The 19,644-nt window shown below is 72.0% G+C and carries 12 protein-coding genes; 9 read left to right on the top strand and 3 right to left on the bottom strand.

Features of this window, described 5'->3' with window-relative positions:
• The first annotated feature begins 287 nt into the window (after positions 1–287).
• Entirely contained in the window at positions 288–1,013 is a 726-nt protein-coding gene (locus STRVI_RS01665; protein ID WP_043235248.1) for a TetR/AcrR family transcriptional regulator, read from the top strand.
• Between the two features lie 257 nt (positions 1,014–1,270).
• Here the strand turns inward: STRVI_RS01665 and STRVI_RS51675 are convergent, their stop codons facing one another.
• Together STRVI_RS51675 and STRVI_RS01655 are read right to left on the bottom strand one after the other, a co-directional pair.
• Positions 1,271–5,329, bottom strand: a complete 4,059-nt coding sequence (locus tag STRVI_RS51675; protein WP_014053878.1) for an AfsR/SARP family transcriptional regulator — start codon at positions 5,327–5,329, stop codon at positions 1,271–1,273.
• 255 nt (positions 5,330–5,584) lie between these two features.
• Positions 5,585–7,672 (bottom strand): asparagine synthase-related protein, encoded by a 2,088-nt coding sequence (locus STRVI_RS01655; protein WP_014053877.1) that lies wholly within the window; start codon positions 7,670–7,672, stop codon positions 5,585–5,587.
• A gap of 946 nt (positions 7,673–8,618) precedes the next feature.
• Between STRVI_RS01655 and STRVI_RS01650 the strand changes: the two genes are divergently transcribed.
• From STRVI_RS01650 to STRVI_RS01620, 7 genes are all read left to right on the top strand, one after another.
• Complete coding sequence (locus STRVI_RS01650) at positions 8,619–10,082, top strand: hypothetical protein (protein WP_014053876.1); 1,464 nt, start codon at positions 8,619–8,621, stop codon at positions 10,080–10,082.
• Positions 10,083–10,356: 274 nt separating this feature from the next.
• Positions 10,357–11,571 carry an L-2-hydroxyglutarate oxidase gene (gene lhgO, locus STRVI_RS01645; protein WP_014053875.1) on the top strand — a complete coding sequence of 405 codons (1,215 nt, stop codon included), beginning with the start codon at positions 10,357–10,359 and terminating at the stop codon, positions 11,569–11,571.
• Between the two features lie 466 nt (positions 11,572–12,037).
• The gene (gene trmB / locus STRVI_RS01640; RefSeq protein WP_014053874.1) at positions 12,038–12,853 is read left to right on the top strand and encodes a tRNA (guanosine(46)-N7)-methyltransferase TrmB; all 816 of its coding nucleotides are present in this window, start codon (positions 12,038–12,040) and stop codon (positions 12,851–12,853) included.
• Between the two features lie 456 nt (positions 12,854–13,309).
• Entirely contained in the window at positions 13,310–14,821 is a 1,512-nt protein-coding gene (locus tag STRVI_RS01635; protein WP_063644351.1) for a PrsW family intramembrane metalloprotease, read from the top strand.
• 65 nt (positions 14,822–14,886) lie between these two features.
• Positions 14,887–15,468, top strand: coding sequence for a SigE family RNA polymerase sigma factor (locus STRVI_RS01630; protein ID WP_014053872.1), 582 nt, complete (start codon positions 14,887–14,889; stop codon positions 15,466–15,468).
• Entirely contained in the window at positions 15,461–16,303 is an 843-nt protein-coding gene (locus STRVI_RS01625; RefSeq protein ID WP_014053871.1) for a hypothetical protein, read from the top strand. The genes STRVI_RS01630 and STRVI_RS01625 overlap by 8 nt, the downstream gene beginning before the upstream one ends.
• Positions 16,304–16,353: 50 nt before the next feature.
• Positions 16,354–17,556, top strand: coding sequence for a L,D-transpeptidase (locus STRVI_RS01620; protein ID WP_050993603.1), 1,203 nt, complete (start codon positions 16,354–16,356; stop codon positions 17,554–17,556).
• A gap of 83 nt (positions 17,557–17,639) precedes the next feature.
• Here the strand turns inward: STRVI_RS01620 and STRVI_RS01615 are convergent, their stop codons facing one another.
• On the bottom strand, positions 17,640–18,428 hold the full coding sequence (locus STRVI_RS01615; RefSeq protein WP_014053869.1) for a hypothetical protein: 789 nt from the start codon (positions 18,426–18,428) through the stop codon (positions 17,640–17,642).
• Positions 18,429–18,627: 199 nt separating this feature from the next.
• On the opposite strand from STRVI_RS01615, the gene STRVI_RS01610 reads away from it, so the two are divergent.
• On the top strand, positions 18,628–19,623 hold the full coding sequence (locus tag STRVI_RS01610) for a NaeI family type II restriction endonuclease (RefSeq protein WP_014053868.1): 996 nt from the start codon (positions 18,628–18,630) through the stop codon (positions 19,621–19,623).
• The last annotated feature ends 21 nt before the right edge of the window (positions 19,624–19,644 follow it).

Raw genomic sequence — 19,644 nt, 5'->3', positions numbered from 1 at the left:
ACAGCCCCGACGAATTGTGTGACCGGATGGCTTGACTCGCCCCGCGGCGCGGAATCGGTTACACGTACGAAATGTCCGCAGGTCAGCCCCTCGATGGTCGGTGACGGTCGGGGGGCGAGTCAGGAAAAGGCGGTCCTCTGCTCTGATCGGGGGGCGTTCTGTCCCGAGCTACCCTCTTCTTTCTTGACCTGGGCTCAACTATGTTCGTACTTCGTCGGGGTTGTGACTGCCTCGACAGTCTGGGCGGGGAGTCTCCGGGGGGAGACGTCATTACCGGGGGATCACTTATGCACCTTCAGGGTTCGTCATGGTCCGCAGCCGTCGCATCGTCAGACGGAAACGGCGGACGGAATACACCGTTGCGCGTGGACGCGCAGCGCAATCTGGAGCACGTCCTGCGAGCGGCGCGCGAAGTCTTCGGTGAGCTCGGATACGGGGCTCCGATGGAAGACGTGGCGCGCCGGGCGCGAGTCGGGGTGGGCACCGTCTATCGGCGCTTCCCCAGCAAGGACGTGCTGGTGCGCCGCATAGCCGAGGAGGAGACGGCGAGGCTGACCGATCAGGCGCGGTCGGCGCTGGGGCAGGAGAACGAGCCGTGGTCCGCGCTGGCACGGTTCCTGCGCACCTCGGTGGCGTCCGGCGCGGGCCGGCTGCTGCCGCCGCAGGTGCTAAGGGTCGGGGTCGATGCGGAGGCCGAGATCCGGCTGCCGCAGCAGCGGCAGGCGGCGTTAGCCGCACCCGGTCAGCCGGAGCTCCGGCTGGTCGAGCGGCCGACCGCACCTGAGGACGAGCCGGACGACGCGGGCGCCGCGGCGCTGCTTGAGGTCGTCGGGCAACTGGTGGAGCGGGCACGGGCAGCGGGCGAGCTGCGCCCTGATGTGGCGGTCGCCGACGTACTGCTGGTGATCGCCACGGCGGCGCCCTCGCTGCCGGACGCGGCGCAGCAGGCGGCGGCATCGGCCCGGCTGCTGGACATCCTGCTGGACGGGCTGCGGTCGCGCCCCGTGGGGTGATGCCGTCGGCCCTGGAGCGATATCCACGCCCGGCGGGGTGACATCGGCGACGTCCGAGGAGCCGTGCCGGGCGGGGGTGCTTGCTGACGGGGCCGTCCGCGAGGGGGTTCGGCGATACGTCGGCCCGGTGGGCGGCGCCCGCAGGTGTTCGCGTTTCGTGCGCCGGGGCGGTCGGGGGTGCGTCTCGCCTCCTCCGTACGAGTGACGACACGCGGCTGTGGGCCGGGGCGTTGCGCATACGCGTGCATGCGTCCGCGTCAGCGGGTGGGCGGCGGTGCGGCTCCCCGGTCGGCCGTCTCGGCTTGGGTGTCGGGCTCGGCTTGGATGTCGGGCCTCGCTTGGTCGTCGGTTTCGGCCCGCTCGACGGCCTCGGCCTCGGCCTCTGCCTGGGCCGCGGTTGCGTCGGAGGGGTTCGCGGCGTCCGCGGCAGCCGTAGCGTCGAGAGAGGCCAGCACCTCGTCGAGCAGACAGATGGCCTGCTCGGGGGTCAGGGTCGTGTTCTCGGTGCGCAGCTTCTCCACCGCGTCCTGGCTCAGCGCCTCGCTCGCGCGGGCCGCGGTCGCGCCGACGTCCCCGGCCACCAGTGGTGAGCGCGGCAGCCGACCGCGCCAGCCGTCGGCGGCGCCCAACAGCCGCACGGCGAGCCGCTCCTGTCCGCATCGCACCAGGAGCTCCGCCGCCGACTCCGCCTGATGGGCCAGCAGCAGCTCCATGGAGTTCGCCTCGAAGCCCTCGCGCAGAGTGTTCCGCAACTTGCGCAGTCCACCGACCAGATCGCCCTCCAGGCCGGTGATACGGCCGTCCAGTCCGTTGGCCACGACCCAGAACTGCGGCGGAGGCGTGCCGCGCCCCGCACGATGCCAAGCGGCGTCGCAATACGTCCTGGCCCGCGCCACATCACCACGAAGCAGCTCGGCCTCGCTGCGCACGATCTGGTTGAAGGCCCGCACGTCCTGGGTACCGCAGCGCTCCGCCGCCTCCTCGGAGCGCGCCACCAGCTTCAGCGCGCCCTCCAGGTCCCTCTCGTGGAGGGCGAGATCGGCGAGGCGGGTGCAGAGGAACGGCACCTCGGTGTGGGCCCCGAGCTCCTGCGCGAGCCGCAGTGCCTTCTCGTAGGCGGCCCTCGCCTCCGCGAACCGGCCGTGGTGGGTGGCGATCTCGCCGCGCGCGCCCTCCACCTGGGCGAGCAGCCAGCGATCGCCGACGCGGGTGGTCAGCTCTCGCAGCTCGGCCAGGTCGTCGTCGACGGTCTCGATGCCGCCCGGCATGTCGATGGCGAGGTGGGTGCGGTACATCAGCGTGATGCCGAGCGCCCAGTCGTTGCCGTGCGTCCGGCAGCCGGCCACGGTCTGGTCCATGAGCGGCAGCATCCCACCGGCGAAGCCCTCGATGACGAAGGCCGTGAACGGCCACAGCAGACCGGGGAAGGACGCGCTGCGGGGCCCTGGGTGGCCCGCGTAGGCGTCGCGCATGCGTATGGCCACGTCCCGGATCGCGGGATCGTTCATATCCGGGCCGGTGCCCTGCTCCGCGAGCAGGACGAAGAGCATCAGCCGCAGGTCCATACGCTGCCAGTACCGGGTGGCTTCCTCGTCGACACCGTCCTCGCCGTCCGGAACCCGGGCCGGGATGTGCGGGAACTGGTCAAGGGGATGGTTGCCGCCCGGTAGCCGGTCCGCCTCGGCGTCCGTGCCGTGGGGGCGGGCCAGGAGAGCCAGGGCACGACCGACCCAGGCCGCGCCCTCGTCCCGGTAGTTGCGCAGCCACCAGAACCAGGCCAAGCCGCGGATGAGCGCGATGACGGTGTCCTCGTCCGCGATGGTCAGGGAGCGGTGCAGCGCTGCCCGGATGTTGTCGAGGTCGGTCTCGACGAGGAGGAGCCAGGGAAGCTGTTCGGCGGAGCGCAGACGGGGCTCGGCGGTGCGGATGAAGTCCCTGAAGTGGGCGGTGTGACGGGCCACGGCGGCCTTGTGGTCGGCGCGGGCCGCCCGGTCCTCGGTGGCGCGCTTGCCGACGTACTCGTGGATCGTCTCCAGCATCCGGTAGCGCGGCTCCCCGCCCGGCGGCCCGGAGGACTCCGCCGCCGCACCGTGCGACGGATGGTCGACGATCAGAAGCGACTTGTCGACCAGCGCCCCGAGCAGCTCCAGCACCTCGGCGGGCGCGATCCTGGCGTGGGGGCGCGTATGAGAGCGCATGAGGGAGGGCGTCTCGTCGTACGCGACCGTGTCGCCCGGCTCCGGCGGGCTTACCGTCGCGTCCGTAAGGGCGGCACGGGTGTCGACGCCGTCTTCCAAGACGCCGTCTTCGAGGACGCCATGCTCGTCCGTGTCGACCGTAAGGGCGTTCTCACCGGGGTGGGCGTCCGCGCACACCGCCTCGGCCGCGGACAGGGTCCACCCGCCCGCGAAGACCGACGCACGGCGCAGCACGGTGCGCTCGCGCTCGTCGAGGAGGTCCCAGGACCACTCGACGACGGCCCGCAGGGTCTGCTGGCGGGGCAGCGCGGTTCTGCTGCCGCTGGTCAGCAGGCGGAAACGGTCGTCCAGCCGGTCCGCGATCTGGCGTGGGGTCAGCAGCCGCAGCCGCGCCGCGGCCAGCTCGATCGCCAGCGGCAGACCGTCCAGACGGCGGCAGATCTCCGCGACTGCGGCCTCCGTGTCCGGGTCCGCCACCGGATCGAAGCCGGGCCTTACGGTGGCGGCGCGCTCGGCGAACAGTTGGTGGGCGGGGGCGGGCGCGAGCGGCTCCACCGGTCTGATGGTCTCGCCGGGCACCCCCAGCGGCTCCCTGCTGGTGGCGAGCACGGTCACACCGGGGCAGTGCGCGAGCAGGGTCTCGGTGAGCCGGGCCGCGGTGTCGATGACGTGCTCGCAGTTGTCGAGCAGGAGCAGCAGCCGGCGGTCGGCGCAGTACTCGACGAGCCGACTGGTCGGATCCCCGCCGTCCGGGCCCGTGGTGCGGCTTTCGAACCCGGAGGCGAGCAGCATGGTCGCGCGGCGGCCGACCGCGCTCAGGACGGCGCCGGGGACGGCGGAGGGGTGGTCGAGCGGGGCGAGTTCAGCTACCCAGACGCCATCCGGATAGCCGGCCGTCACGGTCGCCGCGGCCTCCTCGGAGAGCCGGGTCTTGCCGGAGCCGCCGGGGCCGGTGAGGGTGACCAGCCGGGCGCCGTCCAGGTCCCGGAGGATGTCGCCGATCTCGTTCTGCCGGCCGACGAAGCTGTTGAGGCGGGCCCTGAGATTGCCGTGCGGCAGAGGCGGCACGGCGGTGCGCGAGCCCGTCTCCCGGCCGTCTTCGCCCCGGCTTCGGGCCCGGCCGCCGGTGTCTCCACCCCCCGCCGGACTGTCGAACGCGCCCCTGGCCGGGCTGTCGAACGCGCCCCTGGCCGCACTGCCGCCCCGGCCGTCGGGCATCCCCCTGGGGGCGCTGTCGCCGCGGCCGTCCAAAGCCCACATGGTCCCGCTGTCGGCCCGGGCCCCGCCCCCGCCGCTCCCTCCACGGCCGTCGGTCCTCGGCACCACGGCCTCGGCCGTGGGCGGGCCGCCCCGCGCGGCGTCCGGCTTCCCGAGGGCCGGCTCGGCATTTGTCGTCAGCAGCTGTCTGTGGAGCTCCTTCAGCTCCGCTCCCGGGTCGGTGCCGAGGCGGTCGGCGAGTATCCGGCGGACGTCCTCGTACGCGGCGAGGGCGTCGGCGGAGTGACCGGCCGCCCGCAGCGCGCGGATCAACTGGGCATGGAACGTTTCGTCGAGCGGATGGTCCGCGACGAGCTGGCGCAGCTCCGGTATGACGTCCGTAGGGCGGTCAAGCGCGAGGTCGGCGTCGATCCGGCGGTGCAGCGCGGTCAGCCGGAGCGCCTCGGGGCGGGCGGCGGGCGCGTCCCGGTCCGGCAGGTCGGCGAGGGCCGGGCCGCGCCACAGGGCGAGCGCCTTACGGAGGGTGGCGGCGGCCGTCCCGGGGTCGTCGGCGTCCAGGGCGCGTATGCCCTCGTTGGTCAGCCGCTCGAAGCGCAGCAGGTCGACGTCGTCCTGGGGGGTGGTGGTCGCGAGACGGTAGCCGCCGGGTGAGGAGATGACGGCGTCCCTGCCGATGGTCCGGCGCAGCCGGCCGACGAGCGCCTGGAGCGCGGCGGGCGCGTCATGGGGAGGGTCGTCGGCCCACACCTCGTCGATCAGGACGTCGACGGAGACCGGGGCGGAGCGTGCGGCCCTTACGGCGAGCGCGGCGAGCAGCGCGCGGATCCGGGGGCCGCCGAGGGGGAGCGGGTCGCCGTGGTCGTCGCGCGCTTCGGTGGTGCCGAGGATCAGATACCGCACAGGGGCCATTCTCCTAGCTTGCCCGTTGCCGCTGGGGAGCCCGTGCGGCGCGGCCCCTTCGTCCCGTCCGCCATAAGGACTCGTCGCCGTAAGGGACTCGCCGCCGTAAGGACTCGTCCGCCGTCGTCCGCCGTAAGGACGCCGGCTTCGTCCACGGCGGGCCCCGGCTCCCTGGGCGCCAAAGGCCATGCCCCGTTGGGCACCCGGGGGCGAGGTGTCACAAGGCGCCCTCGTATCGCCTCGGTGCGGAAGCCGTCACAGGCTCGGGCGCGGCACCACTCCGCCCGCCACGGCCCGCTGCCGCGGTGCCGCCGTACCGGTCCAGCAGGTGCCCCGGCGGGCCAGCAGGCGCCGCAGCCAGACTTCGGTCGAGACGAGTTCGGCCAGGCCGTCCAGAGGCAGCCGCTCCCCCTGCGCGGCGGCGCGCAGGGCCTTACGGATGACGCGGGCCTCGATCAGGCCGGCGTCCGCCAGCAACGGCGCGTCGAAGAGGGTCATCAACTCGCCCGTCCAGGTGCGCATGCCGGTCCGTACGGCGGCGGTGTGCGCGGCGTGGGAGGTGGCTCCCCAACCGGGAGGAAGCTCCCGGATGCCCGCTCCGGCGAGGACCGTCCGCAGTACCGCGGCGCGCGCCCCCGGTTGCACCCGAAGCGCTTCGGGGAGCGCGCGGCAGGCCCGTACGACCTGGTTGTCGAGGAAGGGCGCGTGCAGGCGCTGGCTGCGGATCTCGGCGGCCTGCTCGAAGACGCGGTGGTCCGCGGCGTAGCGGGCGAGGGCGGCGTCGGCGCGGCGCTCCCCGGGGCGGCGCACCAGCACGGGGCGCATGGCCGCCTCCTCCAGCCGGACGGACACCTCGGCGAGCGTCTCCCCGGTGAGCCAGCGGGCGGCGGGCCCCGGGCGGCACCACGTCAGGGCGGCGAGGGAGGCGGATACGGCGCCGGGGTCGCGTACCGCCTGGTCGTCGGCGAAGCGGCGCTCCAGGAGGCGCACCGCGGCCTCCTGGACGCCGTCGCGGTAGGAGGTGCGGGCCAGCCGTCGTGCGGCCCGGTAGACCGTGAAGGGCACGAAGAAGGACTGTGCGGAGGGGCCGTCGGCCTTCGCGAGAGCGGTGGCGGGGCGCAGCAGATGGCGTCTGCGCCGGTCGAGCAGCAGGTCGGCGAGGCGCGCGGGGTGGGCGTCGAGCACCTGCCGGGCGCCGTGCCCGATGAAGTGGTCCGCGCTGCCCGCGGCGAGCCGGCGCCGGTGGCGTTCGGCGATGACGAGGGAGGGGCCGGGCTCATCGGTAAGGGCGCCGGTGTCGAGGCCCGCGTACGGCAGGGCCTCCTCGCCCGCGGCGACGACCACATGGTGCAGCCGCGGATTGGCGGCGATGGCACCGGCCCGTTCGAGTTCGGCCTCGCGGGTGCGGGCGCCGCCCGCCGTGGCGAGGTCGTTGAAGGTGACGGCCAGGAGCCGCTCGCCCGCCTCGGTGCCGTGCCCGAAGAGGGTGCCGGGCATTCCGGGGAGCCCGGCGGCGAGCAGGGCGAGGGTGGCGGAGGCGCTGCCTCCGGACAGATCGGCGCCGATGCCGGGGGCCGGGGCGCCGCGGGCCGCCCGCCGCTCGGCGGGCCCCATGCCGGGCACCGGGCCGGGGTCGAGGTCGTCGGTCTCGGGGGCGTGGCGCGGGGCGGTGAGCCGGGCCCGTACGGCCTCCACGAGGGCGTCCTGGACCGCGTCCACGGCCGTGCCCTGGTCGAGTGGGGGCGCGGCGACGGCGAGGGACGCGGTGGGCTCGTAGCCGGTGACGTCTCGGGCGCCGTCGCGCAGGATCAGCGCATGGCCCGGGGGCACGCGTCTGACGCCCATATAGGGCGTGCCGTCGCCCATGGCCTCGGGGGAGTCGGGGCAGGCGAGCAGCGCGCCGAGGTGGCCGACGTCGAGCTGCGCCTCGATGAGGTCGGCGAGCGGGAGCGCGGCCGTGGCGTAGGCGGTGCCGCCGGCCCAGTCGGTGTGGAAGACGGGCCGGGCGCCCGCAAGGTCGCCGACGATGGTGATGCGGCGGCCGACCTGGGCGACGGCGGTGTAACTGCCGGACCAGGCGGTCAGATGGCGCAGGGCGCCGCCGCGGGCGGCGAACAGCCCCACCCGCAGATCCTCGTCGGTGGCGCCGCAGCAGCCGAAGACGGCGAGGCGGGTGAAGGGATCGGTCTGGACGATCCGCACCTCATCGGGCCGCCAGTCGCCGACCGCCCACAGCGGGTCGGGGTCGGACCACAGGAGTTGGGCGCCGACCGGCTGGATCGCACGGCCCTCCGGGGGGACCGGGCCGGATGCGGTACTGCTCCACCCCACCAACCACCGCATCGCCGCCTCCACAGGCTGTGGGCATCCAGGGCAACCAAGAAGTAGGTGCCATCATGCACAGCATGTTGACGGTTTCGGCATCGAACCGGACAACAACATGGATCTCCTGGATGTCCTGTGACCACAGATGACCGCAGAAATCGCAGAGTTGATCCCTGTAGGTGACGCCTCCCTGGGAGGCATCCGTAAGGAGCCCACGAGGGAACCACCGCCGGTAGCGACCCACCGTTCCGCCGTGGCCCATGCTGCCACGACTGGGGCGCGCAAGAGCGCAAGGGCATCCACGCGTATGCGGAGCGGCGCACAAGGGGCGCACGAAGGGGCGCACGGAAAATACGCCAACCCGCAGACCAGAAGAGGGACTTACCGTCCGCGCCGCGGTGTCCGCCGCACACCGGGGCATCCGCGGCAGGTGCTACGTGGCGCACCGCTCTGGGCGGCATCCGTGCGCGATCCGAGCGGATGAGGGCTTCCCGCGTCGGGCCTCCCCCTCCCCGGCCCGACGCGGGAGCCCGGCCGTGGTGGGCGTTATTCAGCCAAGTTGCCGTGGCGCTCTCGATGGTCTTGCGGACGCCCTGTACGTACTCAACTTCCGCCTCTCGCGCCCCCGACACGACAGTCCGGGAGGCGGCATTCGCCTCCCGGACCGTTCCGCCACCCGCGGGGAATGAGGCGGCGGCGTCCCCCAGCCCGCTGGATCCAGTACAGCGGGCCGACCCACGCAGGACCCATCGAAACGTCCCCGCCGCGACTGAGACAGAGCGCACACACGGGCGCACAGCCACACACACCGGGAGCACACGTCACGCCCCGCACGCCCGTTCGTACAAGAATCTCGCCATCCGGGACACCACCTCTTAACGGTCGGGATGCGGCGAACTACGCTGGGTTTACGAATGCCCCGCGGTTATGCAGGGGCGGCCGTCGGTGCTGTCGAGGGGTGCGCATGTCCAGGGAGCCACGCGGGCCGAACGAAAAGCTCGGCACCGTTCTCGCCCTCGCTGGGATCAGCAATGCCGGGCTCGCGCGCAGAGTCAACGACCTCGGCGCCCAGCGTGGCCTGACACTTCGCTACGACAAGACGTCCGTCGCGCGCTGGGTGTCCAAGGGCATGGTCCCCCAGGGCGCCGCGCCACACCTCATTGCGGCTGCGATCGGCAGCAAACTCGGCCGCCCCGTCCCCCTGCACGAAATCGGCCTGGCCGATGCCGATCCGGCCCCCGAGGTCGGTCTCGCCTTCCCGCGCGACATCGGCCAGGCCGTCCGCGCCGCGACCGAGCTCTACCGGCTGGATCTCGCGGGTCGGCGCGGCGGGGTGGGCATCTGGCAGAGCCTGGCCGGATCTTTCTCAGTAAGCGCGTACGCCACCCCGGCCTCACGCTGGCTCATATCTCCGGCCGACAGCTCGGTGGCTCGCGAACCCAAGGACGCCGAGGACGGGACCACCGCCGCGAGCACCACGGGCGGGGCGGCGCCGGACGCCTTACCGCTGCAGCGCGTCGGCCACAGCGACGTCACCAAGCTGCGCGAGGCCGCCGAGGACGCGCGCCGCTGGGACTCCAAGTACGGCGGCGGCGACTGGCGTTCGTCCATGGTTCCCGATTGCCTCCGGGTGGACGCGGCGCCCCTGCTGCTCGGCTCGTACAGCGACGAGGTCGGCCGCTCCCTCTTCGGCGCCACCGCCGAACTGACCCGGCTCGCCGGGTGGATGGCCTTCGACACCGGCCAACAGGAGGCCGCGCAGAGGTACTACATCCAGGCGCTGCGCCTCGCCCGCGCCGCGGCCGACGTCCCCCTGGGCGGCTATGTGCTGGCGTCGATGAGCCTGCAGGCCACCTACCGGGGCTTCGCCGACGAGGGCGTGGACCTGGCCCAGGCCGCCCTGGAGCGCAACCGCGGCCTGGCCACCGCCCGCACCATGAGCTTCTTCCGGCTCGTGGAGGCGCGCGCCCAGGCCAAATCCGGGGACGGGCCCGCCTGCGGGGCGGCCCTGAAGTCCTCCGAGGGCTGGCTGGAGCGCTCGCGGGCGGGCGACCCCGATCCGTCCTGGCTCGACTTCTACAGCCATGAGCGGTTCGCGGCCGACGCCGCCGAGTGCTATCGCGATCTCCGGCTGCCGCGCCAGGTGCGGCGCTTCACCGAGCAGGCGCTGGCCCGGCCGACGGAGGAGTTCGTACGGTCCCACGGGCTGCGGCTCGTGGTGTCCGCCGTCGCCGAACTGGAGTCCGGCAATCTGGACGCGGCCTGTGCGGCGGGCGCCCGTGCCGTGGAGGTCGCCAACCGGATCTCGTCCGCGCGCACCACGGAGTACGTGCGCGACCTGATGCGCCGCCTCGAGGCATACCGCGACGAGCCGCGCGTCGCCGAGCTGCGCGAGCAGGCCCGGCCGCTGCTGGTGGCCCCGGCGTGAGCGGCCCTCGGCGCGGGAGGAGACGTGGCCGGCCCGGGCTGAAGGGCGTGATCGGCCCGGGATGAGTGGTGAGGCGAGAGCTGCCCGGAATGCGCGATTCAGACGCGCGTCGCCCGGAATGCGCGACTCGGTATGAATCGATCCATATGGCCGGTGGGCCTAGCCCGGACCCTAGTCATGGCATGGGTTTCGGGCCGTTGTCAGTGGTGCAGGTCATGATAGGGATCGACGGTCGGGCGACTGGGCGGTGTGGCACGTGGGGAGGTGACATGGCGTGACGGCGTTGGACTGCGACGTGCTGGTGATCGGGGGCGGGATCGTCGGCATGTCGACGGCGTATGCGATCACGCGCGCCGCGCCCGGCACCCGCGTGACCGTGCTCGAGAAGGAGGCGGGCCCGGCCCGCCACCAGACCGGGCGCAACAGCGGCGTGATCCACAGCGGTATCTACTACCGCCCTGGGTCGCTCAAGGCGCGGTTCGCGGTGCGCGGCGCCGCGGAGATGGTGAAGTTCTGCGCCGAATACGGCATTCCGCACGAGGTCACCGGCAAGCTCATCGTCGCCACGGAGCGCTCCGAGCTGCCGAGGCTCCACGGCCTCGTCCAGCGCGGCAGGGAGAACGGCATTCCGGTGCGCGAGCTGGGCCCCGCCCAGATCGCGGAGTACGAACCATGGGTGCGCGGCCTCGCCGCGATCCATGTCGGCACGACGGGCGTCTGCGACTTCGGCGCGGTGGCGGCCCGGCTGGCCCGGCTCGCCCAGGACGCGGGCGCCTCGGTGCGCTACGGGGCGCATGTGCGCACCATCGGCCGACGCCCCTCCGCGGTCGCGGTGCGCACGGCGGACGGCACGGTGCTGCGCGCGCGGGCCCTGGTCAACTGCGCGGGGCTGCACTGCGACCGCGTCGCCCGGCTGGCGGGCGACGACCCGGGCATGCGGATCGTGCCCTTCCGCGGTGAGTACTACGAGCTGGTCCCCTCCCGCGCCTCGCTGGTGAACGGTCTGGTGTACCCGGTGCCCGACCCGGCGTTTCCGTTCCTCGGCGTCCATCTGACCCGCGGCATCGACGGCGGCGTCCACATCGGGCCCAACGCAGTGCCGGCCCTCGCCCGCGAGGGGTACGCCTGGCATACGGTGCGCCCGCAGGAGCTGGCCGGCACGCTGGCGTATCCGGGCTCCTGGCGGATCGCCCGCCGCCACTGGCGGTACGGGGCTGGTGAGCTGCGGCGCTCCCTGTCCAAGCGCGCCTTCACCGACGCCGTCCGCCGTCTGCTGCCCGATGTGACGGCCGACGACCTGATAGCGGCCCCGGCAGGCGTGCGGGCCCAGGCGGTGCTGCCGGACGGCACGCTGGTGGACGACTTCCTGATCTCACAGTCGCCCCGGATCGTCCATGTGCTCAACGCCCCGTCGCCCGCGGCCACGGCCTCGCTGCCGATCGGCCGGGAGGTCGCCCGCCGAGTGCTGGAGACCCTGCGGACGGGGTGAGGGGGCCGCTGCGGACGGGGTGAGGGGGCCGCTGGGGCGGGGTACTAGCCGGGCCGGGCCCCCGCCGCCGAGATACGGGCGAGCCTCGGCGTGAGGTACGGGCCGAGCTCCCGCCACTAGGTAGGGCCGAGCTCTCGCCGCGAGGTACTGGCCCAGCCCGGCCACCGCCGAGCACCTCGCCGAGTTGTCGACGGCTGCCCTTGACGGGCTGTTCCCGGCCGCCGGCACGGAGGCCGTCGCCGCGCACGACGCTCAGCTCCCGAAGGGCCCGCACGACCGACCTGACCGCCCAGGGCCCGCGCCGTACCGTCGAGGCCGCGCCCGGCTGCCCATGGCCCGGCTGCCCGTCCCGACCGCCCCAACCGGCTGGGCGGCGGCCACCGGACCAATCCCCGGCGCCCCCGCGCCCCACCTGCCGCACCGGCCCCACCGCCCGCCCCGCCTCCGCCCGTAGAATCGAAGCACTGTGTCCGAGAACCCCACCGCCCCCGATTCCCATGTGGAGCGCGCTCTGCCCGCCCCCCGTGACCGCAGCGAGCCGATGTTCCCCGGCGGTCCCGTGGCCGATCCGGCGGGCTCGCACCATGAGCGCCGCATCCGCTCCTTCCGCCCCCGCCGCGGCCGGGTGACCCCGGGCCAGGGCGAGGCGCTGCGCCGCCTGTGGCCACAGTGGGGCCTGGACATCGACGGGCTGAGCCGTATCGACCTCGGTGAGTTGTTCGCCACAGAGGCGGGCCCGCGCCCCGACCTCCCCGTCGTCCTGGAGATCGGCTTCGGCATGGGTGAGGCCACCGCGCAAATGGCCGCCGCCGACCCCGGCACGGGCATCCTCGCCGCCGACGTCCACACTCCGGGCCAGGGCAATCTGCTCGCGCTCGCGGAGCGGAACGGCCTGGACACCATCCGGGTCGCCAACGGCGACGCGATCATCCTGCTCCGCGAGATGCTGGCCCCCGCCTCGCTCTCCGGGCTGCGGGTCTTCTTCCCCGACCCCTGGCCCAAGAAGCGGCACCACAAGCGCCGCCTCATCCAGCCCGAGTTCATCGAGCTCGCCGCCACCCGGATGAAGCCCGGTGCGCTGCTGCACTGCGCGACCGACTGGGAGCCGTACGCGGAGCAGATGCTGGAGGTCCTCTCCGCGAGCCCCGCCTTCGACAACTCCCAGCCCGACGGCGGCTATGCCCCGCGCCCGGACTTCCGGCCGCTCACCAAGTTCGAGAGCCAGGGGCTGGACAAGGGGCACCTCGTCCATGACCTGATCTTCCGCCGCAACGACACATAGCGACCTCAAGGGGATGGGCATAAACCCTGAGTCCCCCTTCCCCCTTTCGTTAGGGTCGGTTGAGTGCATCAGTCCCCGCCCCCGCAAGAGCCGCCCGAACCACCGGTCACGCCGCCGCACGAGGCTCCGTACGGAGCCCTGCACGAGGCTCCGCGTGGCGCACCGCACGAGGCTCCGCACGGAGCGCCGTACGCGGCACCCCAGGGCGGCCCGTACGAGGCACCGCAGGGCGGCCCGTACGAGGCGACGCAGGGCGGCCCGTACGAGGCGACGCACGGCGGCCCGTACGAGGCGACGCACGGCACACCACAGGGCGCACCGCACCGCACCCCGCAGGGCACGCCCCAGGGCGCAGCACCGCACAGCACTCCCTACGGCGCTCCTTACGGTGACCAGCACCCGTGGTTCGGCACCGGCGCCGCACCGGCGGGCTGGCCGCATCCGCCCCGCCAGGGTCTGTGGGGGCCGGGGGGCCGTCTCGCCCGCGTCTGGCACAACAAGGCGCTGCGGGCCACCGCGCTCACGGGTCTGCTCTCGCTCTCCGGCCTGATCATCCTGGCGCTGGTGCGCGAACAGACGGGCACCAAGGGCTTCCTGGTGGGGCTCGGCCTCGCCGTGCTCCCCGTGCCGCTGATCATCGCGGTCTTCCGGTGGCTGGACCGCGTCGACCCCAAGCCCTGGCGGAACCTTGTGTTCGCCTTCGCCTGGGGAGCGTGCGCCGCGACGCTGGTCGCGCTGATCGCCAACGGCTTCGCCACCGAGTGGCTCATGACCACCGTGGACTCCTCGTCCCCGACCGGCCAGGCCGACGCCGACGCCTGGGGCGCCACCTTCATCGCGCCGTTCGTGGAGGAGAGCGCCAAGGCGGCCGCCGTCCTGCTGCTCTTCCTCTTCCGCCGCCGCGACTTCAACGGGCTGGTCGACGGGGTCGTCGTCGCCGGAATCACCGCCACCGGTTTCGCCTTCACCGAGAACATCCTCTATCTCGGCTCGGCCTTCGTCAGCGACCAGACGCTCGGCTACTCCGGCATCCGGTCGACCACGGCCGCGACCTTCTTCATCCGCGCCGTGATGTCCCCCTTCGCGCACCCCCTCTTCACCGCGATGACGGGGGTGGGCTTCGGCATAGCCGCCGCGGCGGCGCGGCATCAGCGCGTCCGCCGCGTCCTCATACCGATCGCGATGCTGCTGACCGCGATGGTCCTGCACGGCGTCTGGAACGGTTCGGCGACCCTCGGCGGCTACGGCTTCCTCATCGTCTACGCCCTGTTCATGGTCCCGATGTTCGGGCTGCTGACCTGGCTGACGCTCTGGTCCCGCAGCAAGGAACTGCGCACCATACGGGAGCAGCTCGCGGCCTACCAGGCCGCTGGCTGGCTCACCCCGCCCGAGCCCCTCGCCCTGTCCTCGATGCGCGCCCGCGGTATCGCCCGCGACCTCGCCCGCCGCACCCATGGCGTGGCGGCGGCCCGTACGGTCGGCGAGTACACCGCCTTCGCGACCTCACTCGCGTTCCTCCGCCGCCGCGCGTACCGCGGCACGGCCGGCCCGGACTTCACCACCCACGAGAAGGAGCTGCTGGACCGTCTGTGGGAGCGGCGGGAGACCGCCCAGCCCGCCCTGGCCCACGCGGCGCTGTCCGTGCCGCTCCCCCGGCCCCGCCGGGCACCCCGGCCGGCCCCGGGCACGATGCCCGCACCGTTCTGGCCCGCGGGGCCGTACGGCGGCGGGTACGCGTATGACCACGGAAACAGTCAGGGCTACGGCTACGGCGGCCCCGGGTCCGGTTACGGGTACGGCTACGGGGCTCAGCCGCAGTACGGGGCCCCGCCCACCTACGCCCCGTGGGGCGCCCCTGCGCCGCACGGCCCGCAGCCGCCGCGGACCCCGCAGCCGCCCGCGAACTCGGCGACGCCCCACACCTCCCCCGTGCCGTACGGATCCGGCGGACCCGAAAGTCGTCTGTAACCTCCCGCCCCTTTCGGACGTGTTCCTACATAGAAGCGGGGAGCACGTGGGGGCGCGGGGGATTCATGTCAGAACCATCATCTTCATCAACACCATCCGATTTCGACCAGTTCTATACGGCTACGGCGAAGCGGCTCGTGGCCGCGGTCTATGCGGCGACGGGCGATCTCGCCGAGGCCGAGGACGCGGTGCAGGAGGCGTATGCCCGGGCGTGGCAGCGCTGGGACCGGCTGACCGCCGAGGGCGATCCCACACCCTGGGTCCGCACCGTCGCCCTGCGCCTCGCCGTCAGCTCCTGGCGCCGCGCTCGTAACCGCATGCGGGCCCACTTCCGCCATGGCCCGCCCCCCGATCTGCCCGATCTCGCCCCGGACCGGGTGGCACTGATCCATGCCCTGCGCGGGCTGAAGCCCGAGCAGCGTACGGCCGTGGTCCTGCACCACCTGCTCGATCTGCCCATTGAGCAGGTGGCCCGGGAGACGGGCGTCTCCTCCGGCGCCGTGCGCACCCGGCTGAGCCGCGCCCGCAAGACCCTCGGCTCCCATCTCGCGGACGCCGATGCCGGCGCCGTCGCCGGCGCCAACGCCGAGGCACCGGCGCCCCATCCGCCCACCTGCCACCCGAAGGGAGTGCCCTCCCATGGCTGAGCTGGACGAGCGCCTGCGCGATATCGCCCGAGACGTCGAGCCCTCCATACGTCTGGCGGGCCCGGAAGCCGTGCGTGCACGGGGCCGTCGGCGCCGCGCACGACAGCGCACCGCGATCACCGCCGCGGCCGTCCTCGCGGTGGCCGCCGTGACCGCGGGCTCCTGGCGGCTGCTGCCGGGCGACGATTCCACCCGTACGCTCCCGGCGGCCCCGCCCGCCCCACGAACGGACCGCGTCCCGGGAGCACAGATCCCCGCAAGCGCCCTCCTTCGCCCCTCGGCCCTGCCGTTCGACGCGATGATGCGCTGGAAGACGGTCGACGCCGCCATCGGCTCCGCCGACGATGGCCGGGCACCGCTGCTCGACCTCTCCCCCGGCTGCCGACTCGACGGTCCGCCACCGCTCGCCCAGCGCAATCGGAACTACCAAGGCCGCGAGCCGGAGCAGGCGCGCCACACCATCAACGCCTATGCGAGCGAAGGCGAGGCCGCGAAGGTCTTCACCTCCCTCGAGGAGACGCTGAAGGACCACTGTGCCCGGCCCAAGTCGCTGGACGCGCCGTCGTCGAGCACGACCGCGGTCGACCAGCCGACCACCATGACCTACGGCTGGCACTCGCCCCGCGCACCGCACGACGCCCACGTCGTCCTGATGCGCTCGGGCACCCGGGTCGGGGTGCTGCAGGCCGAGGGCATCGGCAGCCCGTCCGGCGACTACACCGACGGTCCCTCCGCCTACTGCGTATCGGTCGCGCTCTGGCGCCTCGATCCCACCGCCACCGCCTCCCCCGGCCCGTACCGGAACAACCCCGAGGAGGCGAAGAGGCGTTGCTGACCCGCTCCTCCCGTCCCACCGCCCCTCACGACTCCCGCAAGAGGTCCTCTGTGCTGCTCTCCGTCCGTTCCCTGCGCACCCTCAGCACCCTCACGGTGCCCGCCATCGCCGTCGCCCTGCTCGCCGGCTGCCAGTCGGCGTCGAAAACCGCCTCGGTGGACCCGGCCGACGCCAAGCCCGCCCGGATCACGATCACCCCAAGCAGCGACTCGGCGGCGATAGCCCCCGACGCCACGGTCAAGGTGGCCACCTCCCACGGCACCCTCACCAAGGTCCGCGTCGTCCCCGACGGCGCCGGTTCCCAGGCCGCCACGGTGACCGGCGCCCTCTCCCGCTCCAAGAGCAGTTGGCGCTCCACCCGCACCATGACCCCGGGCACGACCTACACCGTCGAGGCCACGGCCACCAACGCCGCCGGCAAGTCCGCCGTCCAGCACTCCACCTTCCGCACCCGCGCCGCCCAGCAGACCAACGGCGTCACGGTCACCCCGTCCAAGGGCTGGACCGTCGGCATAGGCCAGCCGGTCTCCCTGACCTTCGACCACCCGGTCCAGAACAAGGCAGCGGTGGAGCGCACCCTCTCCATCTCCACCAGCCCCAAGACCGAAGGCGCTTGGGGCTGGACCATGGACCCCCTCACCGGCATCGAGCGCGTCGACTGGCGCCCCAAGACCTACTGGCACAAGGACACCAAGGTCACCCTGCGAGCCCACCTCAGCGGTGTGAACACCGGCGACTCCCGCTACCTCCGCCGCGATGTCTCGACGACCTTCACCATCGGCACGCCCCGGATCTCCAAGGTCGACATCAAGAACCACACGATGACCGTCTACGAGGACGGCCAGAAGCAGAAGACCATCCCCATATCCGCCGGCCAACCCTCCTACCCCACCTGGAACGGCACGATGGTCGTCCTCGACAAGGCCCCCATGGTCAATATGACTAGCGAGTCCGTCGGCATAGCCGACCCCTACAACAAGGACGTCCCCTGGGCCGTCCACCTCACCACCTCGGGCACCTACGCCCACGCCGCCCCCTGGAACGAGGGCCTCGGCTACTTCGGCCAGACCAACATGAGCCACGGCTGCGTCGGCATGTCCCTCGCCGACGGCAAGTGGTTCTACAACCGCGCCACCCGAGGCGACCTCGTCGAAATCACCGGCTCCACCCGCGCCACGGTCTCCACGGGCAACGGCTTCGGCGACTGGAACCTCCCCTACCCGTCCTGGCAAAAGCTCAGCGCCCTGCGCTGAGTCTGCTCAACGATGCGGGCACTCGCGCCGTCAGGGCGCGGGTGCCCGCGTGCGCGTGCGTGGGCACCGGTGCGGGACATCGTTTATCCAGAGAGTCTTGCAGCAGCCGCAGAGAGGTGATTTAAAGATGGCAGGTGCACACTTCCAAACTTCGTGGCCGGGGAAAGCTCCAGCGTGGCGAACTCCAAAGGTGGCCGCACATCTGCGAGCAGGCGCTCGGGAGGCATCTTCCGGCCCGCGCCCTCTCCCTGGCGGAACTTCTTATTTCCAACCCGCAAGCTGATCACTTTGTTGCCCACCCATGCGTCCACTCTGAAGAGAGCATCGGCTAGTGGGTGCACCCTCAAGTCAAGGCCCATACTGCGTAACTGCACGACGGTATAGACCTCCCTCAAGAAGCTGTAGTACGCGTTGCCCACTCTCCATCGCATGGCGTCCCGGGCCAGCCTTTCCGGGACCCCGGTAGCCGAGACCTCATGCACCTTGGCCTTAGCAGGGTCCCCCAGCATGCGCAGGCCCCAGTGATCGTTGTAGGCGTACGACCGAAAGTCCTGGTAGGAGGGCAGGCGGCGCATCTGCTCCATGCAGACGTGGAACACGTGAGTGAAGGCGAAATCAGGATGCCAGTCCACTATGGCGGCGACGCTCTCACCATCCAGACGCCTCACCTGCCCCAGCGCATGCTCCGTTCGATGGCACACGGCCTCGACGTCCGCCGTGGACAGCTCGTAGACCAACTCTGCTCGGTGGGCCATGACCACCGGGGCGACCTCCACACGCCGTGCGTCTTTCTTCCAGTTTGTATAGATCTCCCAGGTGCGCGGAGAGACGCAGAACCGTTGTAAGACGTCATCAGACGTCGTCTGAGTCATGATCCTCGCTCTCACGGTGCGCCAACAACTGACCGCCACTGACCATAAGTTGTCACACAGACGTCGCCAACAGGCTCTTACAGTCCTCCGTTGAGCACTGCGCTATGCGATCACGACAAGTAGGCAAGCATGTCCCTCTGGTAAACACAGGACTGGCGCATGACACTCCGCTGTGCCGTGACTCCCGAGGAGACGAGAAGTGCAACTCGCTGGCCTGCCTGGCCCTCACCCAGGCGTGTGCGATGACCCGGAACTGATGCTCGTCCGGCAGCATCTGCTGACGCTCGATCCTGACGGTCAACGGTTCGCGAAAGTGCTGCGGGACACCGTCGACCAACTCCTCGACGGCGAACACACCGGCCGCTTCGACTGGCGCGATCTCCACAAGACGGAGAAGACTCACGCCGGCACGCTGGTGGAGATCAATCTGCAGCGCGAGTTCGGGTTTACCGGCGGCCAGGACCTGGACTACCTCATTGAAGGACTCGAGGTCGACTGCAAGTTTTCACAGACGCTCTACGGCTGGATGATCCCTCCCGAGGCCCTCGGAGAACTCTGTCTCGTGGTCTGGGCAGACGACCGGCAAAGCCTGTGGAGCGCAGGGCTGTTCCGTGCCGACCGGGAGAAGCTCACCACAAGCGGCACTGTCACGAAGAAGGGCAATCGCGACGGCAAGTTCAGGTTGACCAAGGAGCATCATGCTCTGGTCACGTGGCTGTGGCACAAGGAGCCGCTCCAAGAGAACCTGTTGCTTCACATCCCGACCGAGACCCGGCAAGCCATCCTCAATCCCAGCGCCAACACACGCAGGAACTCAGGTCAGGCGAGGGTCTCCGAGCTCTTCCGGCGCGTACAGAGGCGGCCCGTCAGCCGCACTGTGGTGCGCACGTTGGCACAGCAGAAGGACTACATGAAACGGGTGCGCTACAACGGTGGAGCGCGCGCCATACTCCGGCCCGAAGGCATCGTGATCTTCGGTGACTATCCCAATCACCAAGCCGCTGCTGCCCAGCTCAAGATCCCAGCCCCGCAGGAGGGGGAGTTCGTAAGTACACGCCTCGCGCAAGCTCAGCCCCGCCACGGGGACCGTCCGCGCGCCTTCATGGACGGCCAGTACTGGGTGGTCGCTGACAGCGCCGACCCGGTAGAGGCCGCACCCCTGCTCCCCGAGACGAAGAAAGCGTCGCAGGACTGAGTAGAGTCGAGGTGGGAGGCA

It is taken from the genome of Streptomyces violaceusniger Tu 4113 (assembly GCF_000147815.2).
Taxonomy (GTDB): domain Bacteria; phylum Actinomycetota; class Actinomycetes; order Streptomycetales; family Streptomycetaceae; genus Streptomyces; species Streptomyces violaceusniger_A.
This window is presented reverse-complemented; position numbering and strand designations above follow the sequence as displayed.

What these genes read in the sequence shown, in the direction of transcription:
- STRVI_RS01625 (WP_014053871.1), top strand. Translation starts at nt 15,461, where the DNA reads ATGGCTGAGCTGGACGAGCGCCTGCGCGATATCGCCCGAGACGTCGAG.
- STRVI_RS01630 (WP_014053872.1), top strand. Translation starts at nt 14,887, where the DNA reads ATGTCAGAACCATCATCTTCATCAACACCATCCGATTTCGACCAGTTC.
- STRVI_RS01615 (WP_014053869.1), bottom strand. Translation starts at nt 18,428, where the DNA reads ATGACTCAGACGACGTCTGATGACGTCTTACAACGGTTCTGCGTCTCT.
- STRVI_RS01655 (WP_014053877.1), bottom strand. Translation starts at nt 7,672, where the DNA reads ATGCGGTGGTTGGTGGGGTGGAGCAGTACCGCATCCGGCCCGGTCCCC.
- STRVI_RS01665 (WP_043235248.1), top strand. Translation starts at nt 288, where the DNA reads ATGCACCTTCAGGGTTCGTCATGGTCCGCAGCCGTCGCATCGTCAGAC.
- STRVI_RS01650 (WP_014053876.1), top strand. Translation starts at nt 8,619, where the DNA reads ATGTCCAGGGAGCCACGCGGGCCGAACGAAAAGCTCGGCACCGTTCTC.